Below are 25,625 nucleotides of genomic sequence, written 5' to 3'. Positions count from 1 at the left end.
TACGGCGTGACAGCGATGAAGCCCAGCTCACGGTTCTTCAGATGCATTAGCCTGCCTTCATGTCTATCGCGCTCGAACTCGCGCGCACCCTCGCGGTGATCGTCGACGAGGGGAGCCTCGAGGCGGCGGCGCGACGGCTCCACGTGACCCCGTCGGCCGTCAGCCAGCGCGTGCGGAGCCTCGAGGCGCAGCTCGGCCGCGTCCTCCTCGTTCGCACGCGTCCGGCGCGGCCGACCGACGCCGGGGCCGCGGTCGTGCGCCTCGCTCGGCAGCTCGACGTGCTCGAGCACGACCTGCGCGCCGCCGTCGGGCAGGAGGAGGAGTGGCCGGCGCTGCCCCTCGCAGTCAACGCGGACTCGCTCGCGACGTGGTTCCTGCCCCCGCTCGCGCGCGTGGCGGCGGAGCGACGAGTCCGCTTCGCGCTGCACCGCGACGATCAGGACTTCACCGCGGGGCTCCTCGAGAGCGGCACCGTCATGGCGGCGGTGACCTCGCGCGCCGAACCGGTGGCCGGCTGCCGCGTCGCGCCGCTCGGCGTGCTGCGCTACGAGGCGGTCGCTGCTGCCGGGTTCGCCGCGCGGTGGTTCCCCGACGGCGTCGGTGCGGAAGCGCTCGCTGCGGCGCCCGTCGTGGATTTCGATCGACGGGACGACCTGCAGACGCGGTGGCTCGCGCTGCGCGGCGTCGATTCCGATCCGCCGCGGCATCTCGTGCCCGCCTCGGCGGACTTCGCGCACGCGATCCGGCTGGGGCTCGGCTGGGGACTGCTGCCGCGCTTCCAATCGGCTGACGGCCTGCGCTCGGGGGCGCTCGTGCCGCTCGGCGGACCCCCCGTCGATGTTCCGCTGTACTGGCAGCAGTGGAACCTCGCGTCGGAGCTTCTCGATCTCGTGGCCGCCGAGGTGCTCGCCGCTGCGCGGGCCGAGCTCGCCCCGCTCAGTCGTCGCTGACGCGCAGGACGATCTTGCCGCGCGTGTGCCCCTCCTCGAGGCGTGTGTGGGCGGCGGCCGCGTCGTCGAGGTCGAGGACCGCGTCCACATACACCTGCACCGCCCGTGAGTCCAGCAGGCGGCCGATCGTCGCGAGGGTCGCGCCGTCGGGCACCACGGCGTACCCGGTCGCGCGCACGCCCGCCTCGGCCGCCGCATCCGCCATACCCGGCCACGCTCCGCGCGGCACCTCGATGAGCAGGCCGCCGCGGCGCAGCACCCGCAGCGAGCGACTGCCGGTATCGCCCGCCGCCTCGCCGACGAGATCGATGACGACGTCGACGGGCGCCACGGCCTCCTCGAAGCGGTCGCACTCGTGGTCGATCACCTCCGCGGCGCCGAGGTCGCGGAGCCAGTCGCGATTGCGCGCGGACCCCGTGACGATGACGTGCGCACCGAAGTAGGCGGCGAACTGCACCGCGAAGTGGCCGACGCCGCCGCTGCCGGCGTGGATGAGCATGCGCTGGCCCTCGTGCGCGAGCGCGGTCTCCACGACGAGCCCCCACGCCGTCAGCGCCGCGAGCGGAACACCGGCCGCTTCGACGTGGGACAGCGACGCCGGCTTGCGGGCGAGGGAGAGCGAGGGCGCCAGGACGTATTCGGCGTACGAGCCGCCGGTGCGCGGGAAGGCCGCCATTCCGAACACCTCGGTGCCGACCGGAAACGGGTGACTCTCGAACGGCGCCTGGACGACGACGCCGCTGAAGTCGAAGCCCAGCGCCGCCGGCGCGGCGGGAAGGGCGGCGGCGACCCCGGCCCCGGAGCGGGTCTTGGCGTCGATCGGGTTCACCCCGGCGGCGACCACCCTCACGAGCACCTCGCTCAGCACCGGCTCCGGCACGGCGAGCTCGGCGACCCGCAGGACGGCCGGATCGCCGGGGGAGTCCATCACGACCCCCCGCATGACCTCCGGCGGTGCCACCGGCGCGGAGGGCGCCGCCAGCGTCGAGGCGGATTCGGGACGCAGCGGGCGGAATCTCATCCGTCGCTCCTTCCGTGCGAGCGGCGTCGGCAGCACGTGCCTGAGGGACGCTCCCCAGTCAACCGGGGGATTGTCTCGCCGGTGTTACGTCGGCGTCACCACGCGGAGTCGCTTGCCCGAGGCGGGCCCTCCGCCGTCGCCTCAGTCGCGCGCTGCGGGCGCCGTGCCGCTGGCGAGCGCGTGCAGGAGCGTCGCGGCGTGCCGGATGTCGTCGATCTCCCAATCGACGAGCGCCTCCTCGAGCCGGCCGGCATGCGGCTGGCGGGCGGCCTCCAGCCGCTCGGCGCCGAGAGGCGTGAGCGCGATGACCCGCGACCGGCGATCCTCGGGGTCGGCGGTGCGCTCGACGAAGCCGAGGGCCTCGAGCTCGCTGACGCTGCGGCTGATGAGCCCCTTGTCGGCTTCCATCCGCTCGGACAGCGACGACAGAGTCGCCGGACCGGTGCGGCCGAGGACGGAGAGCACTTTGTACGTGCCGGGCAGCATGCCCGGGCTCGCCGTCTCGGCGGCCTGCGCCATGATGCGCCGGAACACGCCGATGAGCTCGGCGAACGAGCTCTCCAGGCTCCGGATGGCCTGGGTGCGCTCCTCGCCGCCGCGCTCGCCCGTCTCCGGGTCGAGCGCAGCGGCGGACGATGCGGACGGGCTCATGTCAGCCATCCTCGCCGACATCGCCCCGCCGCGCACGCCGGGACGATGCCACCGGCACGGTGCCCGTCGCCGCCAGCGACGACATGCCCTCCGCCGTGCTGACGGTCGCCAGATCCGCCTCGGCGGCGGCGATGCGCTCGGATGTCGTCATGCGGGTGAGCGGACGGTTCGGCAGGAACGCGATGGCGATGAGGCTCAGGATCGCCAGCGGCACCGCGATGAGGAAGGAGTGCGCGATGCCGGTCGCGTACACGTCCTCGAGGATCACGCGCACCGCCTCCGGCAGCTGGGCGACCTGCGGGAGGGTGCCCGACTGCAGCTGGGCCGCGACATCCGCCCCCGCGGGGCCGAGCGAGGCGATCGCAGCCGTGAGGTCGGCCGTGCGGTCGGCGATGAGGTTCGGCACCGTCGAGGCGACGACCGCGCCCATGACCGACACCCCCACTGTGCCGCCCAAGCTGCGGAAGAACGTCACTCCCGAGCTCGACACGCCCATGACCGACGGCTCGGCGGAGTTCTGCACCACGAGCACGAGGTTCTGCATGGTCATGCCGACGCCGGCGCCGAGCAGGAACATGTAGACCGCGACGATCGCGAACGGGGTGTCGTAGTGGATCGTGGACAACAGCGCCGACCCGGCGATGAGGAGGACCCCGCCGAGCACGAGGAAGGACTTCCACCGGCCGAAGCGCGTGATGAGCGCACCCACGGTGATGGACGCCAGGAGGAGCCCCGCGATCATCGGGATCGTCAGCAGCCCCGCCTCGGTGGGAGTGGCGCCGCGCGCGAGCTGCATGTACTGGCTCAGGTACACGGACGTGCCGAACATCGCCAGGCCCGTCGAGATCGAGGCGATGACGGCGAGCGTGAAGGTCGCGCTGCGGAAGAGGTGCAGCGGCACGAGCGGGTCGGACACGCGCAGCTCGACGATCACGAAGAGCACGGCGGCCAGCGCCGCGCCGCCGACCATGAGGGCGGTCTGCGCCGAGGCCCAGTCGAAGGAGTGGCCGGCGTTGGTGATCCAGATGAGCAGGAGCGACACCGCCGTCGCCAGCAGCACGATCCCGAGGTAGTCGATGCGCGCGCGCTGCGCGGGGCGGTGGGGCAGGTGGAGCGTGCGCTGCATGATGACGAGCGCCGCGACGGCGAAGGGAAGGGCGACGAAGAAGTTCCAGCGCCAGCCGAAGCCGTCGGTGATGACGCCGCCCAGCAGCGGGCCGCCGACGGTCGCGACGGCCATGACGGCGCCGAACAGACCCATGTAGCGGCCGCGCTCGCGCGGGCTGATGATGTCGGCCATGATCACCTGGCTGAGGGCGGCGAGGCCGCCCGCGCCGAGGCCCTGCACGGCGCGGAAGGTGATCAGCATCCCGGGGCTCTGCGAGAAGCCCGCCGCCGCGGTCGCGAGCACGAACAGGGCGATCGCGAGCTGGATGAGGAGCTTGCGGTCGAACAGGTCGGCGAGCTTGCCCCAGATCGGCGTCGAGATGGCGGTCGTGAGGAGGGTCGCGGTGACGACCCACGTGTAGTCGTTCTGGCTGCCCTGCAGGTCGTGGATGATCACGGGCAGCGACGTCGAGACGACCGTCGAGGCGAGCATCGACACGAACATGCCCAGGAGCAGCCCGATGAGGGCGGGGAGGACGCGTCGCGGTGCGGCGGTGCCGACGGCGGGCGCGGCGGTATCGGTGGCCATAGGGGCCTTTCGCGGATCGAGGGGGGACGCGACAGCATCGGCGCGATAGTTGACTTACATCAACTATACGTCGAATGGTTGACCTGCGTCAACTATCTCAGTCCGCGAGGGCGAGTGCCCGGAACCTGTCCTTCGGCGGCGCGGGCGGTGGGGTGCGCCCGCGCATCGTACGGCGGTGGAGCTCGTCGATGAGGGACGTGGCGAGCTTCACGAGCGCGGCGATCTCGCGCTCGTCGCGATCGACCCACTGGCAGCGCGGCTCGTCGTCGACGGGCACGAAGTCGTCGTGCAGCTCCCACGCCACGAGCGTGCGCTCGGCGCCGAGCACGTGCTGCTGCCACCACACCTGCCGCAGGTACGAGCGGGGGATGCTGCGCCACGACTTGTTCGTCGTCTTGATCTCCGCGAGCGTGACCCGGCCCGCCGCATCCACCGCGAGGCCGTCGGGGGTGGCGAGGTGACGCGGCTCGATCACCGCGCGGTACAGCGCGGACGAGGGCATGATCGCGTGCGTCGCGGCGACCCACGCGGCGATCTCCGGCTCGCGGCGGCGCCCGTGCGCGGTGTAGGCGTTGCCCGAGAAGTTCGACCCCTGCAGCTTCGCGTCGGCCGCGCGCGCGATGGCGTTGGTGCTCGTGAGCGTCGCGACGTCGGTCGCCGTGATGCCGCGCGAGCGCGCGCGGATCCACGCGACGCGGTCGCGCGAGTCGGCGACGATCCGGGCGTCGAGCTCGGCGCGGCGCTCCGCCGCGCGGCGCGCGAGGTCGGCGCGGTAGGGCTGGGCACGGAGCATCCCCGGCTCGGCGGTGTCCTCGAGCGCCTCGCCCGCGGGCCGCATCTCGAGAACCATGCCTCCGACCCTAACCCCGCCCTCCGACCGCCTCCGCCCCGACCCGCCGAGCCTGTGTGTTCGCCGCCCGCTGCTGGCTCGCGAGTGGACGACTTGTCGTCGAACGGACGGCTTTTCGGCGCGGACAGGTCGTGCGATCGGCGAGATCCCGTGCTTTCGCGAGCGGGGTGGCTTCTCCTCCCGAGCGCATGCGGGAGCGCGACAGTGAACAGGATGGCGGGCGACGCGCGGCGGCCGTGCGCGGAGGAGGTGAAGTGACCGGATGCGGCACATCACCCTCGACGAAGCACACCTCATCCTGCGGTCGCGCATCGACCTGTTGCGGGGAGGCCTGTCCGAGCGGGGGATCGAGTCCGCGCAGCAGGAGGGGCGCCTGCACAAGGTGCGTCGCGGGTGGTGGGTGTCGGGGGCGGTGTGGGCGGAGCTGTGGCCGGAGTCGCGTCACCTGCTTCACACGGTCGCCGTGCTGCGCGACGCGGCCGGCGAGCGCGCCGCCGCATCGCACCACTCGGCCGCCGCCATCCACGGCTTGCCGCTGTATCGGTCGTCGCCGAGTCGGGTGCAGCTGACCATGCCGCGTGCGTCGCGTATCTCGAGCGGTGACGACGTCTTCCGTCATGCTCATCGACTCCCCGACGAAGATGTCATGAGCGTCGGCGGGCTGCGATGCACGACCCTGGCGCGGACGGTGTTCGACCTCATCCGAGTCCTGCCTGCGGAAGCGGCGCTCGCGGCGGCCGACGCGGCGATGCGATCCGTCGCCCTGGTGGGCCGGGAGTACGACGAATCGGCGGCGCAGCAGTGGCGCAGCGAGATCGACGCGCGCCTCCTGCGGGCGTCGGGGGCGCGGGGCATCCGTCAGGCCAGATGGATCGCCGAGCTCATGGATGGTCGCGCACAGCTGCCGGGCGAGAGCGTCAGCCGGCTGCAGCTCATCCGGCTGGGCTTCCGCTCGATTGCGCTGCAGGTGCCGGTCCGGGCGCCGGCGGGCGGCTGGTACTTCGTGGATCTCGGGCTGGAGGAGGTCGCGGCGTGGGCGGAGTTCGACGGCGAGAGCAAGTATCTCGACGAGGCGCTGCGCTCGGGCCGGTCGCTCGAGGCGGTGCTTCTCGCCGAGAAGCAGCGTGAAGACTGGATCCGAGGGACCACGGGGCGTTCGGTCGCGCGCTGGGGTGACGCGCACATCGCGAGCCCCCGCGCGCTCGCGGCGCGCCTGGGGGCGTTCGGGATCCGCCCGCCCCGCTGACCGCCGCTCGCGAGCGCACGAGGTGTCGCCGATTGCACGAGCTCGACGGTCAAGTCCCTTTGCGTGGTGTCACTCCAGTTGTTCCCTGTGGTGGGTGGTGGTCAGGCGGTGAGGTAGAGCTCGGGGCGTGCCGGCTCTGCGTGGTCGTGGAGGGTGTGGACGAGTTTGCGCATGGAGATGTCGGAGAAGTAGCGGCGTTCGCCGTAGGACCATTCCTCGTGCTGCTCTTGGATGACGGCGCCGATCAGGCGGGTCACGGAGCCTTGGTCGGGGAAGATCTGGACGACGTCGGCGCGGCGTTTGATCTCGCGGTTGAGGCGTTCGATGGGGTTGTTGGACCAGACTTTCTGCCAGTGCTCGCGGGGTAGTGGTGCGAACGCGGTGAGGTCGGGTTCGGCGGCCTCGAGCATCTCGGCGACCTCCGGGAAGGAGCTGCGCAGGCTGTCCGCGACGGCTTTGTATTGGGCAAGCACCGCCTCGGAGGTGGTCTGCGCGAAGATCGTCGAGATCAGCGCGTTGACGGGCTTGGAGCGGGCCGAGCCGAGCTTCTGGGTGACGTTGCGGGCGAAATGGACTCGGCATCTCTGCCACCCGGATCCGGGCAGGATCGCCTTGATCGCGGCTTTCAGGCCGGCGTGGGCATCGGAGGTGACCAGGGCGACGCCGAGCGGATCGGCGTCGGTGGCGACCTTCAGTCCCCGGTCGCGCAGGCTGCGGAGGAACTCGGTCCAGAAGTCGGTGGTCTCCGCATCCCCGAGGCTCATGCCGAGGATCTCGCGGCGCCCGTCGCCGCTGACGCCGGTGGCGACCACGAGGGCTTGGGAGACGACGCGGCCGCGGTGGCGGACGTCGAGGTAGGTGGCGTCGAGGAACAGGTACGGGAACCAGGTGTGATCGAGTCGGCGGTGCAGGAACTCGTGCACGGTTTCGTCGATCTCTGAGCAGATCCGAGAGACCGTCGACCGGGAGATGCCGGTGTCGTTGCCCAGCGCGCGGATCAGCTGGTCGACCTTGCGGGTGGAGACCCCGTCGATCCATGCCTGGCAGATCACGGCGTAGAGGGCCTTATCGACCCGGCGACGCGGGTGCAGCAGGCTCGGGAAGAACGACCCCTCCCGCAGCTTCGGGATCTGCAGGTCCACCTCCCCGGCCGGGGTCGCCAGCGTCTTGGGTCGGGTGCCGTTGCGGCGTGTGGTGCGCTCAGGGGTGCGCTCATGCGGGGCCGCGCCGATCTTCACGGTCGCTTCCGCGTTGATCAGGTCCTGCAGGCCCGCCTGCAGCATCCGACGGAACACGTCCGAGTGAGCCAGGTCGGGGTCGGCAAGGACTTCGCCGATCAGAGTCGTCAAGGCAGACTGGTGGTGGGTCATCGTGGGATCTCTTCTTTGCTTCTTGGCGGAAACAACTGGTCATCCCACGGTGGCCCTTCATCGCCTACGACGACGAGAACCCCGCGGGAAGTGACACCACGCTAAGGGACTCAGCCCGCTCGACGCGGCGGAAGATCGTGCACTGGGCGGAAGGTCGTACCCTCGCGAGGGATTTGGAGGGCGGGACCAGGTGCGGTACGCTCGAACACAAGCCAAAGACCGCCGGTCATCGGTGTGCGCGCGAGCGCACGACGATCGAAGCTCTGCGAATGCAGGGGCCCGCGCAGGTGTACGAAACGAATCCCGAACGGGAACCGAGCTCCGTGCGCTTGCGCCGGAGCTCTTCTGCTTCCCGGGCGCCGGATGCTGCGGCTCGGCGCCCGCTGCCGCGGTGCGTCTCGTACACACAAGGAGTGGCCATGGCGCAGAAGGATGCATCGGTCGCCGAGCTCACGAAGAACTTCGAGAACTCGAACGCCGTCATGCTGACCGAGTACCGCGGTCTGACGGTCGCCCAGCTCAAGGAGCTGCGCACCACGATCCGTCAGGACGCGGAATACGCCGTGGTGAAGAACACGCTGACCAAGATCGCCGCGAACAACGCGGGGGTCACGGGTCTGGACGACGAGCTCAAGGGCCCGTCCGCCATCGCCTTCGTCCACGGTGACCCGGTCGCCGTGGCCAAGGGCCTGCGTGCCTTCGCCAAGGCTAACCCTCTGCTCGTGATCAAGGGCGGGTACTTCGACGGTGCCCCCCTGACCGCGGACGAGGTCAACAAGCTCGCCGATCTCGAAAGCCGTGAAGTCCTGCTGGCGAAGCTCGCCGGTGCGATGAAGGCGACGATGACCAAGGCGGCATTCGTCTTCACCGCGCTCCCGTCGAAGGCCGTCCGCACGGTCGACGCGCTGCGCGAGAAGCAGGAGTCCGCGGCCTGATAAGGCTTCGGCAGAACAACCCCGAACAAGGAGAAAATCATGGCAAAGCTCAGCACTGAGGAGCTGCTCGACGCGTTCAAGGAGCTCACGCTCATCGAGCTCAGCGAGTTCGTGAAGGCCTTCGAGGAGACCTTCGACGTTACCGCCGCCGCGCCCGTCGCGGTCGCCGCTGCGGGCGCGCCCGCCGGTGGCGCCCCCGCCGAGGAGGCCGAGGAGAAGGACTCGTTCGACGTCATCCTCGAGTCGGTCGGCGACAAGAAGATCCAGGTCATCAAGGTCGTCCGCGAGCTCACCTCGCTCGGCCTCGGCGACGCGAAGGCTCTCGTCGACGGCGCCCCGAAGCCCGTCCTCGAGGGTGCGAACAAGGAGACCGCCGACAAGGCGAAGGCCGCTCTCGAAGAGGCCGGCGCCACGGTGGGCCTCAAGTAAGACGCTTTCGGAGGGCCCCGGATGCTGCGGCATCCGGGGCCCTTCGTCGTTGTGCCTCGCGCGCGAGGCCATGCTCAGTCGCGGGCGAGGCCCGTGTCGGAGACGGTGACCGCGGTGGCCGGATTCAGCGGCGCGGTCGTGTTGCGCACGATGAGCCGGGACTGCAGCCGCACGTCCTGCGGCCGTCGCTCGGGGTCCTCGATGGCCTGCACGAGCATGTCGACCGCGATGCGCCCCTGCTCGCGCGGGACCTGCTCGAGGGTGGTCAGCGCGAACATCTCCGCGAACTCGTGGTCGTCGATGCCGACGACGCTGAGCTCGGCCGGCACGGCGATCGCGAGCCGCCGCGCCGCGATGATCGCGCCGATCGCGACCTCGTCGCACGCCGCCACGATCGCGGTGGGGCGGCGACGCGTCTCGCCCAGCAGGTCGACGGCCGCCGCGTATCCCGCCGGCATCGTGATCTCGCTGCGCACGTGACGGTCGTATCCCGACAGTCCGGCGTCGGCCATCGCCTCGCGGTAGCCGCGCAGGCGCAGGCGGTCGACGTGCTCCCAGTACCCGTCCGCGTCGCCGCCGAGGAACGCGATCGACCGGTGCCCGAGCGCGATGAGGTGCTCGGTCGCCCGCCGGGCCGCGTGCACGTCGTCGATCGCGACGACGCCCTCCGTACCGGGTTCTCCCACGATGCTCACGACGGGACGTCCGAGCTGTTTGAGGCGCTCGCGCTCCTCGTCGGAAGGCTCGAGGCCGACCGCGATGAGGCCGTCGAACCGGCGGCGGGGGAGGTACTGCTCCAGGATGCGGCGCCGGTCGGGGGATCCGGGGCTCGCCGTGTACAGCGTGAGGTCGAGATCGTGCTCGAGCAGCGCCGACTGCACGCCCTCGAGGACCTCGGCGAAGAACCACCGCGAGACGGTCGGCATGACGACCCCGATGCTGCCGAGCCGGCCGGTCGCGAGGCTCACGGCGCTGGTCGACGGCACGTAGCCGATCGAGGTCGCGGCATCCGCCACGCGCCGCCGGGTGTCCTCCGACACGTACCCGCTGCCGGTGAGGGCCCGGCTCGCCGTGGACTTCGATACCCCTGCGAGGCGTGCCACGTCGGCGATTCCGCCCATGTCGCCTCCTGGATCTGCGCCGCTGCGTCGCGGGCGCCGCAGCCAGATTAGCCGGTCCTCCCGACAAAGTGGAACCGGTTGCGATCCGATAACGAACCGCCGAGTGCGTCCAATTGGGGCTTGAGAGCGCTCCCAAGCCGTGGTTACGTACTCGTGATCAATCGATGTTGTGCGTTGCGCGGTTCTCCAATAGCGTGTGCTGGAATCGGTTCCTCATGGGAGCCGCGCACCACAGAGAACTCAAGGAGGAGGAACCACATGGGCATGTCACAGCGGCGTCGCCTGCTGGCGCCCGTCGGATTGCTCGCGGTCGGGGCACTCGCCCTCGCGGGCTGCGCCGAAGGCGACTCGAGCGGATCGGGCGACGGAGGCACCGAAGGCGCCACCGTCCGCATCTCGGGCGGTATCACCGGCACGGAGGCCGATGCGCTCAACCAGTCGTTCGAGCAGTTCACCAAGGACACCGGCATCAAGGTCGAGTACACCGGTGACAAGGGCTTCGAGGGCAACATCGTCACCAAGGTGACCGGTGGCGACGCCCCCGACATCGCGATCGTCCCGCAGCCGGGTCTGCTCAAGACGCTCGTCGACACCGGCGAGGTGCAGAAGGCGTCCGACGCCGTCAGCAGCAACGTCGACGAGTACTGGGGCGAGGACTGGAAGTCGTACGGCACGTTCGACGACACGTTCTACGCCGCCCCGATGCTCGCCAACCTCAAGGGCTACGTCTGGTATTCGCCGGCGAAGTTCAAGGAGTGGGGTGTCGAGATCCCCAAGACGTACGACGAGCTGCTCACCCTGACGCAGACGATCCGCGACAAGACCGGCGCGGCGCCGTGGTGCGCGGGCTTCGCCTCCGAGGCCGCGTCCGGCTGGCCCGGCACCGACTGGATCGAGGACCTCGTCCTGCGCCAGTCCGGCCCCGACGTCTACGACCAGTGGGTCGCGGGCGACGTGAAGTTCACCGACCAGCCGATCAAGGAGGCGTTCGACGCGGTGGGCGAGATCCTGCTCAACCCCGACTACGTCAACGCGGGCTTCGGCGACGTGCGCAGCATCAACTCGGTGGCCTTCGCGGATGTCGCGGCCAAGGTCGCCGACGGCACCTGCCCGATGACGCACCAGGCGTCGTTCCTGTCGGCGAACTTCCTCACCGTGAAGAACGCGGCCGGCCAGACGCCGACCGTCGCCCCCGACGGCGACGTCTACGCGTTCATCCTGCCCCGTGTCTCGGAGGGTGAGCTCTCGGTCGAGGGCGGCGGCGAGTTCGTCGCGGCGTTCTCCGACGACGAGGCCGTCCAGAAGGTCGTCGAGTACATGTCGACCCCCGAGTTCGCGGACGCCCGCGTCAAGCTCGGCGGCGTGATCTCGGCCAACAAGGGCGCCGACCCGTCGCTGGCCTCGAGCGAGTTCCTGACCGAGGCGATGAAGGTCCTGCAGGACCCGAACACGACGCTCCGCTTCGACGCGTCCGACCTCATGCCCGCCACGGTGGGTTCGGGCTCCTTCTGGAAGGGCATGGTCAGCTGGATCGACGGCAAGCCCACCGACGAGGTGCTCAGCGACATCCAGGCCGGTTACAACAACTGACCCGGATGCCCGGCGACCCCGGTGAGACGTCCTCGCGACGCTCACCGGGGTCGCCCCACCCCCACCCGAGGAGCGGGCGACCCGTGCCCGCGCCCCGACATCCGTCCGTGAGCCCGCAGATGTGCTCAGAAGGGGAGAGATGACCCACACCACCGAGGCGCCCGGCACGGCCGTCGCGCCCCCGCCCGGCGAGAAGCCCGCGGAGGGCCGTCTGGTCACCGCGGCCCGTCGCCATCGCGTCACCGTCCTCGTCGTCGTCGCCGCGCTCATCGTGGCGGCGGCGCTGTTCGTCTTCATGGTCACGCGCGCCCCCGTCGAGACCCGGCCGACGACGCTCGGGTTCTCGCTGAACAGCTTCTTCCGCTGGCTGGGCGGCCTGAACCCCATCGTCCAGATCCCGATCATCGTCGTCGTCTTCGGCGCCGTTGTCGGGCTCATCCTCCTGCTCATCGAGTACGCGCCGCGCCCCGGGCGCGGGTACTTCTGGCTGCGCCTGGCCGCGTGCTTCCTGCTGCCGGTGCTCGCCTTCATGCTGCTGCGGCCGTATCAGAACGCCGTCATCTACGTGCTCGGCATCGCGGTCATCCTCGGCGCCGTGCTCTTCTGGGCCGACTACCGCTCGCGCCAGGGCGCGGGGTATCTGTTCCAGCTCATCCTGTTCGCGGCGCCCGCCACGATCCTGCTGCTGGTGGGCCTCATCTACCCCGCGATCTCCACGCTCGTGCAGTCGTTCTTCGACAAGACCGGCGACAACTTCGTGGGGCTGGACAACTACATCTGGACGTTCACGAACCCCGAGGGGTTCTGGTCGGTCATCAACACGCTCATCTGGGTGCTGCTGGCCCCGACGTTCGCGACCGCGATCGGCCTGGCCTACGCGGTGTTCATCGACCGCGCCAAGGGCGAGCGCGTGCTGAAGATCCTCATCTTCATGCCGTTCGCGATCTCGTTCGTCGGCGCGGGCATCATCTGGAAGTTCATCTACGACTTCCGCCAGGGCGACCAGATCGGCCTGCTCAACGGCATCGTGACGGCGTTCGGCGGACAGCCGGTGACGTGGCTGGCCGCGCAGCCGCTCGTGAACACGCTGCTTCTCGTGGTCGTGTTCATCTGGAGCCAGACGGGACTCGCGATGGTCATCCTGTCGGCTGCCATCAAGGCGGTGCCGCCGGAGCAGATGGAGGCGGCCGAGCTCGACGGCGCGAACGCGTGGGAGAGGTTCCGCAACGTCACGGTGCCCGGCATCCGCTCGTCCCTCATCGTCGTGGTCACCACGATCGCCATCGGCGCCCTGAAGATCTACGACATCGTCGCGGTCATGACCGGCGGTCGCAACGACACGACCGTCCTCGCGTTCGAGATGGTCAACCAGCAGCAGCGATTCCAGAGCTACGGCCACTCCGCGGCCCTGGCGGTCGTGCTGTTCATCTTCGTGCTGCCGTTGATCATCTTCAACGTCCGCCAGATCCGGAAGCAGAGGGAGATCCGATGACCATCAGCACCGAAGTCGTCGAGCCCGTCGTGGACTCGCGCTCGGCCCGCCAGGTCGCGCGCGACACCCGCCGGCACGAGGCGATGGCGCGCAAGCGCCTGACGTCGAAGGGCGCGACGATCGCGGCCATCGTGATCGCGTTCTTCTGGACCATCCCGACGTTCGGCCTGTTCATCACGTCGTTCCGCCCGGGCTCCGACACGCAGTCCAGCGGCTGGTGGACGGTCTTCGTCGACCCGGCCTTCACGCTGGACAACTACCGGCAGGCGCTGACGTCGGGCGGCACGGCCCTGACGCTGGGCGCGTCGTTCCTCAACTCGCTCGCGATCACCATCCCCGTGGTGGTGTTCGCGCTCGCGGTCGCCTCCCTGATCGCCTACGCGTTCGCGTGGATCGACTTCAAGGGCCGGAACTTCTTCTTCATCTTCATCTTCGCGCTGCAGATCGTGCCGCTGCAGATGGCGCTGGTGCCGCTGCTGAGCCTGTTCTCGCGGGGTCTCACGATCAACGACGTGACGATCTTCCCGGGGCTGGAGCTGCGCGGCATCGAGCACAGCTTCGCGACGGTGTGGATCGCGCACGTCATCTTCGCGATGCCGCTGGCGATCTTCCTGCTGCACAACTTCATCGCCGAGATCCCGCACGAAGTCATCGAGGCCGCGCGCGTGGACGGCGCCGGACACGGGCAGATCTTCTTCCGCCTCATCCTGCCGCTGGCCGCTCCCGCCCTCGCGTCGTTCGCGGTGCTCGAGTTCATCTGGGTGTGGAACGACCTGCTGGTGGCCACGATCTTCGCGCCGAGTTCCTCGCTGCCGCTGACGCAGTCGCTGAACTCGCTGTCGGGCACATGGGGCGACCAGTGGTTCCTGCAGTCGGCAGGCACGTTCATCTCGATCCTCGTGCCGCTGATCGTGTTCTTCGCGTTGCAGCGCTTCTTCGTCCGCGGTCTGCTCGCGGGCGCGACGAAGGGCTGAGGCCACAGGGCGCGAGCCACAGCGCCTGGTCTGCGTGCGTCAGCCGCAGGCCAGGCGCTGCTGCATGCCGGTCATCGCATCGATCTCGGCGGACTGCGTCTGCACCATGCTCGTCGCGACGGCGCGCACGCGGGCGTCCGACCCCTCATCGATGACCGCTTCGGCCATCGGGATGGCGCCTTCGTGGTGGCGCACCATGAGGGCGAGGAACAGGCAGTCGGCGGCCGTCCCGGTGTCCGCGCGCAGCTCGGCGAGCTCCGCGTCGGTCGCCATGCCCATCTGCGCGCGCAGGTCGGCCTCGGATGCGGCGTCCTCGCCGTGCTCGTGCGACGAGCCGGAGCCCATCCACCCCATGAGCGGGCCGCCCGCCTGCGGCAGGCCCCACGTCACGAGCCAGCCGTACATCTCGCCGCGCTGAGCGGACTGCGCGGTGGCGATGTCGTACGACAGCGCGCGCAGCTCGTCGTCGGAGGTCTTGGCGTAGATCTCCATCGCCATCTCGACCGCCTGCGCGTGATGCACCTGCATGTCGCGCGCGAAGCCGGCGTCGGCCGAGTCGGTCGCCGGATGCTGCGGCGCCGCGCTCGCCCCGAACGCCGTGAAGCGGCCGATCCCGAAGGCGAGCGCACCGACCGCGAGCACGGCCGCGGCGGTTACGAGCCACGTCGCGCGCGAGCGGTGCGCCTCGGTCACTGCTTGCCGGGCCCGTCGAGCGCGCCCGAGCAGGCGGCGCCGGGCTCGGGGGCGTTCTGACTGCGCCAGTACTCGGTGAAGAACTCGCCGATGCGCTCGTCGGCGGGGTCGTCGACCTTCAGCTGCGCGTTCCACACGCTCACGGCGATGGGCGTGTCCATGCCCTCGTACGGGGAGAGGAGCGCGTAGCTGGAGGGCAGCCACTGCTTCAGGGTGTCGAGCGCGTCGCCCGAGATGCGCGCAGGGTCGTACGTCACCCACACCGCGCCGTGCTCCATCGAGTGCACCGCGCGCTCGTTCTCCTGCGGCTCGGTGTACACGCCGCAGTTCAGCCAGACCGGGTTGTGCGGGCCACCGGCCGGTGGCGTCTGCGGATAGGTGACCGGCTCGTCGGTGTGCTGCGTCGTGTTCTGGAACGTCTCGACGCCGTCGATCTCGCGTCCGGTGCTGTTGGCCGCCTCGTACGTGGCCGTGGTCGGACGCGGGGCGAAGACGAAGGACGCGACGACCACTGCGACGACCGCGAGCGTGGCGATCGACCCGACGACCCACCACACCACCTTGCCGCGTCGGCGGCGGGCGAGCTGGCGCTGATACTCGGCGAGCTTCTCCTGGCGCTTCTGCTCGCGCTGCTGCTTCACGGTCTGCTCGATGCGGGCCTGCGTGGCGGGATTGCCGCTCGTGCGGCGGGGCTTGTCGGTCATGCGCGGCGTGTTCGGTTTCGGTGCGGGAGCTCTGGACACGTCGGCGCGGAGCCGACACCTCCAGCCTATGCGGATGCATGGGACCGACGCTGGGAAGGGGCCGAGGAACGGGCGTCCCGCCGGCTGTACGCGGCTGTCCGGCACCGGTATGCTGTCACGAGCCCCGAATCGATTCGGGGCTTCGTCTTCCCCCCTCGCCGACCCGGATCCGGGCCGCTCCTCGCCCCTCGAACGAAGGCCTCGTGCTCGACACCGCAGAACACCCGATCGTCCCCGCCGCCACCGACACCGTCCGCGTGTCGGGCACGACGGGCGCCATCCGCACGCTCGGGAGCAACCCGGCGACGGCGCCGATCATGCTGCATCCGGGGGACTCGATCCCCGCCGCCCGTCGGATCGTCTACATCATCCTGCTAGGGGCACTCACCGCGCTCGGGCCGTTCACGATCGATCTGTACCTGCCGGCATTCCCGGTGCTCGAGAGCGACTTCCAGACCACCGCCGCGGCGATCCAGCTCACGCTCACCGGCACGATGGTCGGCTTCGCGCTCGGCCAGCTCGTCGTCGGCCCGCTCAGCGACAAGGTGGGCCGACGCGTTCCGCTCCTGGCCGTGACCGCGCTCCACGTCGTCGCGAGCGCCGGGGCGGCACTCGCGCCGAACCTCGAGTTGCTGTCGCTCGCGCGCGTGCTCATGGGGGCCGGCGCCGCCGCCGGCGGTGTCGTCGCCGCCGCGATCGTGCGTGACCTGTTCGGCGGACGCCGCCTGGTCGTGATGCTGTCGCGCCTCGCGCTGGTCTCGGGGGTCGCCCCCGTCCTGGCGCCGCTGGCGGGATCGGCGCTGCTGCTCGTCGTGCCGTGGCGCGGCATCTTCGTCGTGCTCGCGCTGTATGGCGCCGTCATGCTCGTCTCGGCGCTCTTCCTCGTGCCCGAGACCCTCCCTCGCGAGCGTCGGGCCGAGCACGGCTCGACGACGATCTGGCAGCGCTACGGGAGCGTCTTCCGCGACCGCGTCTTCGTCGGCGTGCTCGTGATCGGCGGCATGACCTTCAGCGGCCTGTTCTCGTACCTGTCGTCCTCGTCGTTCCTCTTCCAGGGGTCGTACGGACTGGACGCGCAGCAGTACGGCGTGCTGTTCGCGGTGAACTCCCTCGGCATCGTGCTCGGGGTCCAGGCCGCCTCGCGGCTCGCAGCGCGCTTCGGGCCGCAGTGGGTGATGGCGTTCTCGACGGCGGGCCTGCTCGTCTCGGGCGCCGCGATCATCGTGACCGACCAGCTCGGTCTCGGCATGTGGGGCACCGTCGTGCCGCTGTTCCTGTTCATCACGTCGTGCGGCTTCACGTTCCCGTGCGTGCAGGTGCTCGCCCTCGACCGTCACGGCAAGGCCGCCGGCACCGCGCAGTCGGTGATCGGCGCCACGAACTTCGGTGTGGCCGGCGTGATCTCGCCGGTCGTCGGCTGGGTCGCCGGCAGCGCCGGCATCACGGCGACGACGATGGCGTCGGTCATGGTCGGATGCGCCGTGGTGGGCGTCCTTGCGCTGTGGCTGCTCGTGCGGCCGCGCACCGTCGGTCTGCTCGCGCCCTAGCAGCACGCCGCAGCCCGGCCGCGCAACCTCCTCGGCGAGCATGGCGCAGGACGGCACACTGGGGCGATGACCTTCGACGTCGTGCGCTCGTGGCGATGGCAGCTCATCGTGGGCGTCGCGCTGATCGCCCTCTCGTGCGCGCTGGGCGCGTGGGTGCTCGCCCGCGGCGACACGCCGTTCACCGTCGACGCGTGGTGGGACGCCGTGCTCGCCGGCTCGTCGCGCGAGCCGGTGCTGATCGCCTTCGCGACGTTCATGAACGCCGCGGGCGGCACGTGGATCGGCGTCTACGTCGTGCCGCTGGGCGGCGCGCTCGCGCTCGTGATCGCGCGGAAGCCGTGGCCCGCGGCGTACTTCCTCACCGCGTCCGTCGTCAGCGCCGGCGGCGTGCAGGCGCTCAAGCACCTGTTCGGCCGGGCGCGGCCGGAGGACATCCTCGTGCGTGCCGACTTCGGCTCGTTCCCCTCGGGCCACACGGCCAATGCCGGGACGATCGCGGTGGTCGCGGTGCTGCTGTTCCCGCGCGTGTGGGTGCTCGTGGTGGGAATCGCGTGGACCGTGCTCATGGCATTCAGCCGCACGGTCCTCCACGCCCACTGGCTGAGCGACACCGCCGGCGGCGCGCTGATCGGCGCGGGGACCGCGTTCGCCATCGCAGCGGCCTTCTCCGTCGTCATCCGGCAGGACCCGGCGACGCCGACGCCCGACGATGCGCCCGTGTCGGTGGTTTCGCCGCCGAGCTAGGCTGACCGCCATGAGCGAGCCCGCTGACGTCGATGTCGCCGCCGCCGAACTGGCCCGTCTGGAAGCACAGGCCGCGGCCGCACGGGCGGAGGCCCAGGCTGCCGAGGCGCGGCTCGCGGCGGCCAAGGCCGCTGCCGAGGCCCCCGCCCCTGCTCCCGACGCGCCCGCATCCGCGCCCGCCACCGGCCCACTGGATGCCGCGCACGTCGACGCCATCCGCGCCGGCTACGCCTTCGAGGGCCCTGCGCTCGAACTGGGTGCACTCGTCAACGGCGAGCCGCGGCCCGACGTCCCGGTGCGGATCCCGCTCGCGATGACGAACCGCCACGGCCTGGTCGCCGGTGCCACGGGCACCGGCAAGACGCGCACGCTCCAGGGCCTCGCCGAGCAGCTCGCAGCGAACGGTGTCGCGGTGTTCGCAGCCGACATCAAAGGCGATCTGTCGGGCGTCGCGACGCCCGGGCAGTCGAGCGACAAGCTCCTCGCCCGCACGCGCGCCATCGGCCAGGACTGGACGCCGCGCGGGTTCGCGACCGAGTACTACGCGCTCGGCGGCGTCGGCGCCGGCATCCCGGTGCGCGCCACCGTGTCGGGGTTCGGGCCCCTGCTCCTCAGCAAGGTGCTGGGGCTGAACGCGACGCAGGAGTCGAGCCTCGGCCTCGTGTTCCATTACGCCGACGCCCACGGTCTCGCCCTCGTCGATCTCTCCGACCTGCGCGCCGTCCTCACCTATCTCACGAGCGACGACGGCAAGGACGAGCTGAAGGCGCTCGGCGGGCTGTCGGCGGCCACAGCCGGTGTGATCCTCCGCGAGCTCATCACGTTCGCCGACGCGGGCGCGGACGTCTTCTTCGGCGAGCCGGAGTTCGACGTGCGCGAGTTCCTGCGCACCGCGGGCGACGGACAGGGGATCATCAGCCTGCTCGAGGTGCCGGGCGTCGCCGACAAGCCCGCGCTGTTCTCGACGTTCCTGATGTACCTGCTGGCGGAGCTGTTCGAGATCCTCCCCGAGGTGGGAGACCTCGACAAGCCGAAGCTCGTGTTCTTCTTCGACGAGGCCCACCTCCTCTTCCGCGACGCGTCGAAGGACTTCACCGCGGCGATCGTGCAGACCGTGCGCCTCATCCGGTCGAAGGGCGTCGGCGTGTTCTTCGTGACGCAGACGCCCAAGGACGTGCCGGGCGAAGTGCTCGGGCAGCTCGGCTCGCGCATCCAGCACGCGTTGCGCGCCTTCACGCCCGAGGACGCCGATGCGCTGCGTGCGAGCGTGCGCACCTACCCCACGTCGGGCTACGACCTCGAACGCGTGCTGCAGGAGCTCGGCACCGGCGAGGCGGTCGTCACGGTGATGAGCGAGAAGGGCGCGCCGACGCCCGTCGCGTGGACGCGACTGCGCGCGCCGCAGGGCCTCATGTCTCCCACTCCCGCGGATGCGGTCGCCGCCGCGGTCGCCGCGTCGCCCCTCCTGGCGGCCTACGGTCAGGCGGTCGATCGCGAGTCGGCGCGCGAAGTGCTGACCGCCCGGATGAACGCCGCCGCCGAGGCCGCGGCGGCGGAGGAGGCGGAGAAGGAGCGCGCGAAGGCGCACGCCGAAGCCGAGAAGGAGGCGCAGCGGGAGTACGAGCGCCTGCAGCGCAGCACCGGCGGACGCACGCGCACGAGCACGACGAGCCGGCGGGTGCCGAAATCGCCCGTGGAGCAGATCCTCGACTCGCCCGCGACCCGGACGATCCTCAGCGGCGTGATCCGGGGCATCTTCGGCACCGGACGCCGCCGTCGCTGACACGGTCGCCGGCGGTGCGGCGTCAAGCCCCCGCGTCACGGCGTGAGCGCGCCTAGCGTGGCGGTATGACCGAGCTCAGTGCCCCCACCGGCCGCGAGGAGGCCCTGCGCGCCCAGCCGCGCCTCGACGGCTCCGCGCCCCGCGCGCTCGTCTTCGGCGCCACCGGCTACCTCGGCGGGCGTCTCGTGCCGCGCCTGGTGTCCGCCGGCTACCGCGTGCGCATCCTCGCCCGCAGCCCCGAACGCGCGCGCTCCTTCTCGTGGGGCGACGCCGTCGAGATCGTCGAGGGCGACGCGACCGACGTCGACGCCGTGCGGGCCGCCGTCGACGACGTCGACGTGCTGTACTACCTCGTCCACTCGATGGCCGCGGGCGCCGGGTTCGAGGACGCCGATCGCGCGGCCGCGAACACCGTGGCCGACGCGGCCGCCGCGGCCGGCGTGCGTCGCATCGTGTACCTCGGCGGACTGCATCCGGAAGGCGTGCCCCTCTCGCCCCACCTGCGCTCGCGCGTGGAGGTGGGGGAGATCCTGCTGGCCAGCGGCGTACCCACGCTCGTGCTGCAGGCGGGCGTCGTCATCGGGTCGGGCTCGGCGTCGTTCGAGATGGTGCGTCACCTCACCGAGGTGCTGCCGTACATGCCCGCCCCGCGGTGGGTGCGCAACCGCATCCAGCCGATCGCGGTGCGCGACGTGCTCCACTACCTGCTGGGGGCCGCGCGGGTGTCGTCCGACGTGAACCGCGCGGTCGACATCGGCGGCCCGGACGTGCTGCGGTACGGGCAGATGATGAACGGCTACGCCGTTGAGGCGGGCCTGCGCCAGCGCGCGATCGCGGCCCTCCCGGTGCTGACGCCCCGCCTCGCGTCGCACTGGGTGAACCTCGTCACCCCCATCCCCCGGGCGATCGCGCGCCCGCTCGTGGAGTCGCTGCAGAACGAGTGCGTCATGAAGGACCACGACGTCGACGCGCTCATCCCGCGCCCCGACGAGGGTCTCATCCCGTATCGCCGCGCCGTGCAGCTCGCGCTCGGGCGGGTGGAGAGCGACGCCGTGGAGACGAGCTGGCAGGACGCCGAGGTGAGCGGCGTGCCGAGCGACCCGCTGCCGAGCGATCCCGACTGGGCGGGGCGCACGGTCTTCGTCGACGCGCGCTCGAAGGAGACGACCGCCTCCCCCGAGCGGCTGTGGGCGGTCATCGCCGGCATCGGCGGCGAGAACGGGTGGTACTCGTCGCCGCTGCTGTGGGCCGTGCGCGGGTGGATGGACCGCGTCGTCGGCGGGGTCGGACTCGCGCGCGGCCGCCGCAGCCGCGCCGTGGTGACGGTCGGCGACGCGCTGGACTTCTGGCGCGTGGAGGCGGTGGAGCCCGGACGCCTGCTGCGGCTGCGCGCGGAGATGAAGGTGCCCGGGCTGGCGTGGCTCGAGATGCGCGTCGTCCCGGAGGGCACGGGCGCCCGCTACGAACAGCGGGCGGTGTTCTTCCCGAAGGGGCTCTTCGGGCGGCTGTACTGGCTGGGCGTGCTGCCCTTCCACGGCCTCATCTTCCCCGGCATGGCCGCGCGCATCACGGCCGCGGCGGAATCGGCCGACCCGCCCCCGCCGCCCACCGTCGCTCCCGCCGACGAGCTCGCGGCGGGCACGTCGGCCTAGGCTGGCGGTATGCAGCGCACCGCCCGGGTCATCACGGTGTCCGACCGGTCGGCCGCCGGCGAACGGGCGGATGCGGCGGGACCCGTCGCCGTCGCCGCCCTGCAGGCGGCCGGCTTCGCGTGCCCCGACGCGATGATCGTGCCCGACGGCGTCGACAGCGTCGAGCAGGCGCTGCGCGATGCGGTGGCCGGCGGTGTGTCGCTCGTCGTGACGACGGGCGGCACCGGTGTCGGTCCCCGCGATCTCACGCCCGAGGGGACGCGCCGCGTGCTCACGCGCGAGGTGCCCGGGATCGCCGAGGAGCTGCGGCGTCGGGGCGCGGCCGCGAAGCCCGCGGGCATGCTCTCCCGCGGTCTCGCGGGCGTCGTCGACGGGGCCGGCGCGCTCGTGGTGAACCTGCCCGGCTCCCCGCGCGCGGTCGAGGAGGGGATGCCGGTCGTCCTCTCCGTCGCGGCGCACGTGCTCGATCAGCTCGCGGGCGGAGACCACGCGTGAGCGCCGTCCGCATCGCCGCGATCTCCGCCGCGCCCCTCGACGTCGCCGCGCACCTCGCCGCCGTCGACGACCCCGCCCACGGCGCCGCCACGAGCTTCATCGGACGCGTGCGCGACAACGACCCCGACGCGGCGGGGGACGTCGTCGCGCTCGAGTACACCGCGCATCCGGACGCGGAGCGGATCCTCGCCGAGCTCGCCGAGCGCGCCGCCGCCGGCACCGACGCGATCGTCGCGGTGAGTCACCGCATCGGCCGCCTCGGGGTGGGCGATGCGGCCGTCGTGATCGCCGTCGCATCCGGTCACCGCGACGAGGCCTTCACCGTGTGCCGCACGGTCATCGAGGACATCAAGCGCGAACTGCCGGTGTGGAAGCGTCAGCACGAAGCCGACGGCGCCGCGGTGTGGAAAGGCCTCGGCGGCTGACGCCCGTGTACCGCCGTGCGATGGCCGGTCAGCCGCCGGCGAACGGCGGCAGCACGTCGACGACGGCGCCCGCCGGCAGCGGCCGGTCCGCGTCGGCGCGCTCGCCGTCGACGAGCACGGCGCAGCGCGGGAGGATCTCGCCGAGGGCCGGATGCGCCGCCACGAGCGCCGCACGCAGGCTCGCGAGCGTGTCTTCCGGGCGCTCCTCGGCGTCGGCGCCGGCGCGTTCCGCGGCGGCGGCGAAGTAGCGGACGCGGATCATCGGCCGTCCTCGCCGGGGCGCACCCAGTCGCCCGAGCGCCCGCCGGATTTCGCCACGATCCGCAGATCCTCGATGACCGTGCCGCGGTCCATGCCCTTGATCATGTCGACGATCGTGAGCGCCGCCACCGAGACGGCGGTCAGCGCCTCCATCTCGACGCCGGTGCGGTCGGCGGTGCCGACGGTCGCCTCGATCGCGACGCCCTCGGCCTGCACCTCGAGCTCGACCGCGGCGCGGTGCACGCCGATGATGTGGGCGAGCGGCAGGAGCGACGCCGCCTGCTTGGCGCCCTGGATCCCGGCGACGCGGGCGACGGCGAGCACGTCGCCTTTCGTTGCGGTGCCGTCCACGAGGGCGGCGATCACCTGGGGGGAGCAGCGGACGAACCCGCGGGCGGTCGCGGTGCGGACGGTCGGCTGCTTGGCGGTGACGTCCACCATGTGCGCGCGGCCGGCGGCGTCGAGGTGCGGGAAGCTCATGCCCCCAGCATGACATCCACGACATCGCCCGCGGCGACGGCCTCGACCTCGGCGGGGACGATGGCCCACGCGGTCGCGCGGGCCAGCGAGCCCGCGAGATGCGAGCCGGAGCCGCCCGCGGTGGCCGGGGCCACCGTCCCGGCGGCCAGGTCGACGACAGCGGGAAGGTACTGCCGACGCCCGGGGGGCGTGCGCCATCCGGTCGCCGCGCGCAGCGGCACGAGCGCCCGCTGCGGATCGCGGCCCTGCATCGCCGCCAGCGCCGGGCGCACGAACACCTCGAACGACACCGCGACGCTCACCGGGTTTCCCGGCAGGCCGAACACGAGCGCCCCCGAGGGGAGCGTGCCGAACGCCTGCGGCTTCCCCGGCTGCATCGCGACCTTGGCGAACTCGATGTCGCCGCCCCCCTCGAACGCGGCACGCACGGGCTCGTACGCGCCGGCGCTCACGCCGCCGCTGAAGACGAGCACGTCGGCGCGTGCGTCGAGGGCGCGAGCGACGACCGCCGCCACCGCGTCGGCGGTGTCGGCGACCCGCTCGACGAGCACGAGCTCGCCGCCGGCGTCCGTCACGAGCGCCGCGAGCAGCGTGCCGTTGCTGTCGGGGATCTGTCCGCGTCCGATCGGCTCTCCGGGAGCGACGAGCTCGCTGCCGGTCGAGACGACGGCCACCCGGGGTCGCCGTGCGACCACCACCGTGTGGTGGCCGGCGGCGGCGACCGCGGCCAGCTGGTACGCGCCGAGCACCGTTCCCGCGGGCACGACGATCTCGCCCGCGCGCACGTCGCTGCCCCGACGACGTATCGCGGCCCCGGGCGCGGGCGCGCGGAGGACATGCGCGGTCTCGAGCGAGTCCGCGAGGCCGCCCGCGGTGTCTTCGAAGGGCACGACCGCGTCCGCGTCGGAGGGCGTCGGAGCGCCGGTCATGATCCGCGCCGCCTCGCCCGGCGCGAGCGAGGGGTCGTCGGCGGTGCCGGCGGGGAGGTCGGCGACGACGCGCACGACGGCGGGGGAGGCGGCGGATGCGGCGGCCACGTCGGCCGCCCGCACCGCGAAGCCGTCCATCGCGGAGTTGTCGAAGGGCGGCAGGTCGGCGGCGGCGCGCACGGGTTCGGCGAGGACGCGGCCGGCGGCGCCCGCGAGCGGCACGCTCTCCGTCCCCACCGCCCGCACGGCGGCGCGTACGCGGGCCTGCTGCTCCTCGACGGAGCGCAGCGCGCTCACGCGACGGCCTCGCGCGGGCGCAGCGGCACGTCGTCCACGCGCGCGCGCAGGGCGTCGACGACCGCGATGCGCCCGAGAAGCGGGTCGCCCGCGCCGGTGACGAGCTTGACGACCTCGGTCGCCAGCATGCCGCCGACCTGGATGCACAGGGCCCCGAGCACTCCGACCATCGCGCACGTGGGCGGGTCGCCCTCCGTGCCGTCGGGGAACAGGTCGCCGAGCACGACCGCGTCCCGTGCCGACGGCGGCCGCGACCAGAACACGGTCACCTGCCCGTGCCATTCCTGCACCGCGCCCCACACGAGCGGCACGCCCGCGTGCTCGGTCGCGGCGGCCACGGCGCGGCGCGTCGCGAACGTGTCGCTGCCGTCCACGACGATGTCGACGCCCGACAGCAGCCGGTCGGCATTGCCCTCGTCGAGGTGCTCGGCGATCGTGCGCACGCGCGTATGCGGGGCGAGGTCGTGCACGGCGCGCGCGGCGGAGTCGGCCTTGGGCGTGCCGACGTCCTGCACGCGGTGCGCGATCTGGCGCTGCAGGTTGGTCAGCTCGACGACGTCGTCGTCGATGACCACGAGCTCGCCGACGCCGGCCGCGGCGAGGGCGAGGAGCGCGGGGGAACCGAGCCCACCCGCCCCCACGACGGCGACCCGCGCCGCGGCGAGGCGACGCTGCCCCTCCTCGCCGATCCCCGCGAGGACGGCGTGGCGCGCGGTGCGCACGAGCTCTTCGGGGGCGAGCGCCGCCACGGGCGCGACGAGAGGCTGCATCCCCTCAGCGTAGGCGTCGCTGTCGGATCCGCGGATGCGGAGAGGAAATCACGAAAGCCGCCGTGAATGCGGTATTTTCGCGCCATGACCTCATATCGCATCGCCCACGCCGCCCGTCTGCTCGGGGTCAGCGACGACACCGTGCGCCGCTGGATCGATGCGGGCCAGCTCCCGGCGGCGGGGTCGCCCGCCGAGATCCCGGGCGACGCCCTCGCCGCGCTCGCGGTGCGCCTCGCCGACGACGCTGCGGACGCTGATCCGACGGGGGTGCACTCGAGCGCCCGCAACCGCTTCGTCGGGATCGTCACGCGCGTGCAGGTCGACGGCGTCATGGCGCAGGTGGACCTGCAGAGCGGGCCCCACCGCGTCGTGTCGCTGCTGAGCGCCGAGGCCGTCCGGGAGCTCGGACTCGAGATCGGAGCGCTCGCGGTGGCATCCGTGAAGGCGACGCACGTCGTCGTCGAGACGGCGGGCGCCTGAC

General features: G+C 71.8%; 26 protein-coding genes. 14 read left to right on the top strand and 12 right to left on the bottom strand.

Annotation, left to right across the window (positions count from 1 at the left end):
* Nucleotides 1–59: 59 nt before the first annotated feature.
* Nucleotides 60–950 (top strand): LysR family transcriptional regulator ArgP, encoded by an 891-nt coding sequence (locus tag EI169_RS13235; RefSeq protein ID WP_125132756.1) that lies wholly within the window; start codon nt 60–62, stop codon nt 948–950.
* Here the strand turns inward: EI169_RS13235 and EI169_RS13230 are convergent.
* The 4 genes from EI169_RS13230 to EI169_RS13215 all read right to left on the bottom strand — a co-directional run bounded on the left by EI169_RS13230 (nt 937) and on the right by EI169_RS13215 (nt 5,111).
* Entirely contained in the window at nt 937–1,971 is a 1,035-nt protein-coding gene (locus tag EI169_RS13230; protein ID WP_125132755.1) for an NADP-dependent oxidoreductase, read from the bottom strand. The genes EI169_RS13235 and EI169_RS13230 overlap by 14 nt on opposite strands.
* Nucleotides 1,972–2,112: 141 nt before the next feature.
* Nucleotides 2,113–2,622, bottom strand: coding sequence for a MarR family transcriptional regulator (locus EI169_RS13225; RefSeq protein WP_125132754.1), 510 nt, complete (start codon nt 2,620–2,622; stop codon nt 2,113–2,115).
* 1 nt (nt 2,623) lies between these two features.
* A complete protein-coding gene (locus EI169_RS13220) occupies nt 2,624–4,318 on the bottom strand; it encodes an MDR family MFS transporter (protein ID WP_125132753.1) in 1,695 nt (564 codons plus the stop codon).
* Nucleotides 4,319–4,415: 97 nt separating this feature from the next.
* Nucleotides 4,416–5,111, bottom strand: coding sequence for a YqaJ viral recombinase family protein (locus EI169_RS13215; RefSeq protein ID WP_125133482.1), 696 nt, complete (start codon nt 5,109–5,111; stop codon nt 4,416–4,418).
* A gap of 319 nt (nt 5,112–5,430) precedes the next feature.
* Between EI169_RS13215 and EI169_RS13210 the strand changes: the two genes are divergently transcribed.
* Nucleotides 5,431–6,414: a hypothetical protein gene (locus EI169_RS13210; RefSeq protein ID WP_125132752.1), complete on the top strand. Its 984-nt coding sequence runs from the start codon at nt 5,431–5,433 to the stop codon at nt 6,412–6,414.
* A gap of 101 nt (nt 6,415–6,515) precedes the next feature.
* Here the strand turns inward: EI169_RS13210 and EI169_RS13205 are convergent, their stop codons facing one another.
* On the bottom strand, nt 6,516–7,784 hold the full coding sequence (locus EI169_RS13205) for an IS256 family transposase (protein ID WP_125129915.1): 1,269 nt from the start codon (nt 7,782–7,784) through the stop codon (nt 6,516–6,518).
* A gap of 419 nt (nt 7,785–8,203) precedes the next feature.
* On the opposite strand from EI169_RS13205, the gene rplJ reads away from it, so the two are divergent.
* Both rplJ and rplL read left to right on the top strand, forming a co-directional pair.
* Nucleotides 8,204–8,719, top strand: coding sequence for a 50S ribosomal protein L10 (gene rplJ, locus EI169_RS13200; protein ID WP_125132751.1), 516 nt, complete (start codon nt 8,204–8,206; stop codon nt 8,717–8,719).
* A gap of 39 nt (nt 8,720–8,758) precedes the next feature.
* On the top strand, nt 8,759–9,148 hold the full coding sequence (gene rplL, locus EI169_RS13195) for a 50S ribosomal protein L7/L12 (RefSeq protein WP_125132750.1): 390 nt from the start codon (nt 8,759–8,761) through the stop codon (nt 9,146–9,148).
* Between the two features lie 74 nt (nt 9,149–9,222).
* Here rplL and EI169_RS13190 read toward each other — a convergent pair whose 3' ends face one another.
* Complete coding sequence (locus EI169_RS13190) at nt 9,223–10,269, bottom strand: LacI family DNA-binding transcriptional regulator (protein WP_125132749.1); 1,047 nt, start codon at nt 10,267–10,269, stop codon at nt 9,223–9,225.
* A gap of 258 nt (nt 10,270–10,527) precedes the next feature.
* On the opposite strand from EI169_RS13190, the gene EI169_RS13185 reads away from it, so the two are divergent.
* The 3 genes from EI169_RS13185 (at nt 10,528) to EI169_RS13175 (ending at nt 14,325) form a co-directional block, all read left to right on the top strand.
* The gene (locus EI169_RS13185; RefSeq protein WP_125132748.1) at nt 10,528–11,859 is read left to right on the top strand and encodes an extracellular solute-binding protein; all 1,332 of its coding nucleotides are present in this window, start codon (nt 10,528–10,530) and stop codon (nt 11,857–11,859) included.
* 295 nt (nt 11,860–12,154) lie between these two features.
* Complete coding sequence (locus EI169_RS13180) at nt 12,155–13,351, top strand: sugar ABC transporter permease (protein WP_125133481.1); 1,197 nt, start codon at nt 12,155–12,157, stop codon at nt 13,349–13,351.
* On the top strand, nt 13,348–14,325 hold the full coding sequence (locus EI169_RS13175; RefSeq protein ID WP_125132747.1) for a carbohydrate ABC transporter permease: 978 nt from the start codon (nt 13,348–13,350) through the stop codon (nt 14,323–14,325). The genes EI169_RS13180 and EI169_RS13175 overlap by 4 nt, the downstream gene beginning before the upstream one ends.
* A gap of 39 nt (nt 14,326–14,364) precedes the next feature.
* Here EI169_RS13175 and EI169_RS13170 read toward each other — a convergent pair whose 3' ends face one another.
* Both EI169_RS13170 and EI169_RS13165 read right to left on the bottom strand, forming a co-directional pair.
* Complete coding sequence (locus EI169_RS13170) at nt 14,365–15,018, bottom strand: DUF305 domain-containing protein (RefSeq protein ID WP_125132746.1); 654 nt, start codon at nt 15,016–15,018, stop codon at nt 14,365–14,367.
* Complete coding sequence (locus tag EI169_RS13165; RefSeq protein ID WP_125132745.1) at nt 15,015–15,722, bottom strand: DUF3105 domain-containing protein; 708 nt, start codon at nt 15,720–15,722, stop codon at nt 15,015–15,017. Before EI169_RS13165 ends, EI169_RS13170 begins: the two co-directional genes overlap by 4 nt.
* A gap of 356 nt (nt 15,723–16,078) precedes the next feature.
* On the opposite strand from EI169_RS13165, the gene EI169_RS13160 reads away from it, so the two are divergent.
* From EI169_RS13160 to EI169_RS13135, 6 genes are all read left to right on the top strand, one after another.
* Nucleotides 16,079–17,308, top strand: a complete 1,230-nt coding sequence (locus EI169_RS13160) for a multidrug effflux MFS transporter (protein WP_125133480.1) — start codon at nt 16,079–16,081, stop codon at nt 17,306–17,308.
* A gap of 66 nt (nt 17,309–17,374) precedes the next feature.
* On the top strand, nt 17,375–18,052 hold the full coding sequence (locus EI169_RS13155) for a phosphatase PAP2 family protein (RefSeq protein ID WP_125132744.1): 678 nt from the start codon (nt 17,375–17,377) through the stop codon (nt 18,050–18,052).
* A 10-nt stretch (nt 18,053–18,062) separates the two neighbouring features.
* On the top strand, nt 18,063–19,835 hold the full coding sequence (locus EI169_RS13150) for a helicase HerA-like domain-containing protein (protein ID WP_125132743.1): 1,773 nt from the start codon (nt 18,063–18,065) through the stop codon (nt 19,833–19,835).
* A 65-nt stretch (nt 19,836–19,900) separates the two neighbouring features.
* Entirely contained in the window at nt 19,901–21,487 is a 1,587-nt protein-coding gene (locus tag EI169_RS13145; RefSeq protein ID WP_125132742.1) for an SDR family oxidoreductase, read from the top strand.
* A gap of 9 nt (nt 21,488–21,496) precedes the next feature.
* On the top strand, nt 21,497–21,982 hold the full coding sequence (locus tag EI169_RS13140) for a MogA/MoaB family molybdenum cofactor biosynthesis protein (RefSeq protein WP_125132741.1): 486 nt from the start codon (nt 21,497–21,499) through the stop codon (nt 21,980–21,982).
* Nucleotides 21,979–22,407, top strand: a complete 429-nt coding sequence (locus EI169_RS13135; RefSeq protein ID WP_125132740.1) for a molybdenum cofactor biosynthesis protein MoaE — start codon at nt 21,979–21,981, stop codon at nt 22,405–22,407. The genes EI169_RS13140 and EI169_RS13135 overlap by 4 nt, the downstream gene beginning before the upstream one ends.
* A 28-nt stretch (nt 22,408–22,435) precedes the next feature.
* On the opposite strand, the gene EI169_RS13130 is transcribed toward EI169_RS13135, so the two are convergent.
* Genes EI169_RS13130 through EI169_RS13115 form a run of 4 tightly spaced genes read right to left on the bottom strand, consistent with a single transcriptional unit; the run spans nt 22,436 to nt 25,144 of the window.
* Nucleotides 22,436–22,669 (bottom strand): MoaD/ThiS family protein, encoded by a 234-nt coding sequence (locus EI169_RS13130; RefSeq protein ID WP_125132739.1) that lies wholly within the window; start codon nt 22,667–22,669, stop codon nt 22,436–22,438.
* Nucleotides 22,666–23,148: a cyclic pyranopterin monophosphate synthase MoaC gene (gene moaC, locus EI169_RS13125; RefSeq protein ID WP_125132738.1), complete on the bottom strand. Its 483-nt coding sequence runs from the start codon at nt 23,146–23,148 to the stop codon at nt 22,666–22,668. Before moaC ends, EI169_RS13130 begins: the two co-directional genes overlap by 4 nt.
* Nucleotides 23,145–24,374: a gephyrin-like molybdotransferase Glp gene (gene glp / locus EI169_RS13120; protein ID WP_125132737.1), complete on the bottom strand. Its 1,230-nt coding sequence runs from the start codon at nt 24,372–24,374 to the stop codon at nt 23,145–23,147. The genes moaC and glp overlap by 4 nt, the downstream gene beginning before the upstream one ends.
* Entirely contained in the window at nt 24,371–25,144 is a 774-nt protein-coding gene (locus EI169_RS13115) for a HesA/MoeB/ThiF family protein (RefSeq protein ID WP_125132736.1), read from the bottom strand. The genes glp and EI169_RS13115 overlap by 4 nt, the downstream gene beginning before the upstream one ends.
* Nucleotides 25,145–25,228: 84 nt before the next feature.
* On the opposite strand from EI169_RS13115, the gene EI169_RS13110 reads away from it, so the two are divergent.
* On the top strand, nt 25,229–25,624 hold the full coding sequence (locus tag EI169_RS13110; RefSeq protein ID WP_125132735.1) for a TOBE domain-containing protein: 396 nt from the start codon (nt 25,229–25,231) through the stop codon (nt 25,622–25,624).
* Nucleotide 25,625: the final 1 nt, after the last annotated feature.

The sequence above is a fragment of the Microbacterium sp. 10M-3C3 genome (assembly GCF_003931875.1).
Classification (GTDB): Bacteria; Actinomycetota; Actinomycetes; order Actinomycetales; family Microbacteriaceae; genus Microbacterium.
Note: the sequence above shows the minus strand (reverse complement) of the source record. Positions and strands in the feature narration are given on the sequence as shown.

Coding starts and splice junctions, on each gene's coding strand:
- EI169_RS13235 (WP_125132756.1), top strand. CDS start 60: ATGTCTATCGCGCTCGAACTCGCGCGCACCCTCGCGGTGATCGTCGAC.
- EI169_RS13230 (WP_125132755.1), bottom strand. CDS start 1,971: ATGAGATTCCGCCCGCTGCGTCCCGAATCCGCCTCGACGCTGGCGGCG.
- EI169_RS13225 (WP_125132754.1), bottom strand. CDS start 2,622: ATGAGCCCGTCCGCATCGTCCGCCGCTGCGCTCGACCCGGAGACGGGC.
- EI169_RS13220 (WP_125132753.1), bottom strand. CDS start 4,318: ATGGCCACCGATACCGCCGCGCCCGCCGTCGGCACCGCCGCACCGCGA.
- EI169_RS13215 (WP_125133482.1), bottom strand. CDS start 5,111: ATGCTCCGTGCCCAGCCCTACCGCGCCGACCTCGCGCGCCGCGCGGCG.
- EI169_RS13210 (WP_125132752.1), top strand. CDS start 5,431: ATGCGGCACATCACCCTCGACGAAGCACACCTCATCCTGCGGTCGCGC.
- EI169_RS13205 (WP_125129915.1), bottom strand. CDS start 7,784: ATGACCCACCACCAGTCTGCCTTGACGACTCTGATCGGCGAAGTCCTT.
- rplJ (WP_125132751.1), top strand. CDS start 8,204: ATGGCGCAGAAGGATGCATCGGTCGCCGAGCTCACGAAGAACTTCGAG.
- rplL (WP_125132750.1), top strand. CDS start 8,759: ATGGCAAAGCTCAGCACTGAGGAGCTGCTCGACGCGTTCAAGGAGCTC.
- EI169_RS13190 (WP_125132749.1), bottom strand. CDS start 10,269: ATGGGCGGAATCGCCGACGTGGCACGCCTCGCAGGGGTATCGAAGTCC.
- EI169_RS13185 (WP_125132748.1), top strand. CDS start 10,528: ATGGGCATGTCACAGCGGCGTCGCCTGCTGGCGCCCGTCGGATTGCTC.
- EI169_RS13180 (WP_125133481.1), top strand. CDS start 12,155: ATGGTCACGCGCGCCCCCGTCGAGACCCGGCCGACGACGCTCGGGTTC.
- EI169_RS13175 (WP_125132747.1), top strand. CDS start 13,348: ATGACCATCAGCACCGAAGTCGTCGAGCCCGTCGTGGACTCGCGCTCG.
- EI169_RS13165 (WP_125132745.1), bottom strand. CDS start 15,722: ATGACCGACAAGCCCCGCCGCACGAGCGGCAATCCCGCCACGCAGGCC.
- EI169_RS13160 (WP_125133480.1), top strand. CDS start 16,079: ATGCTGCATCCGGGGGACTCGATCCCCGCCGCCCGTCGGATCGTCTAC.
- EI169_RS13155 (WP_125132744.1), top strand. CDS start 17,375: ATGACCTTCGACGTCGTGCGCTCGTGGCGATGGCAGCTCATCGTGGGC.
- EI169_RS13150 (WP_125132743.1), top strand. CDS start 18,063: ATGAGCGAGCCCGCTGACGTCGATGTCGCCGCCGCCGAACTGGCCCGT.
- EI169_RS13145 (WP_125132742.1), top strand. CDS start 19,901: ATGACCGAGCTCAGTGCCCCCACCGGCCGCGAGGAGGCCCTGCGCGCC.
- EI169_RS13140 (WP_125132741.1), top strand. CDS start 21,497: ATGCAGCGCACCGCCCGGGTCATCACGGTGTCCGACCGGTCGGCCGCC.
- EI169_RS13130 (WP_125132739.1), bottom strand. CDS start 22,669: ATGATCCGCGTCCGCTACTTCGCCGCCGCCGCGGAACGCGCCGGCGCC.
- moaC (WP_125132738.1), bottom strand. CDS start 23,148: ATGAGCTTCCCGCACCTCGACGCCGCCGGCCGCGCGCACATGGTGGAC.
- EI169_RS13115 (WP_125132736.1), bottom strand. CDS start 25,144: ATGCAGCCTCTCGTCGCGCCCGTGGCGGCGCTCGCCCCCGAAGAGCTC.
- EI169_RS13110 (WP_125132735.1), top strand. CDS start 25,229: ATGACCTCATATCGCATCGCCCACGCCGCCCGTCTGCTCGGGGTCAGC.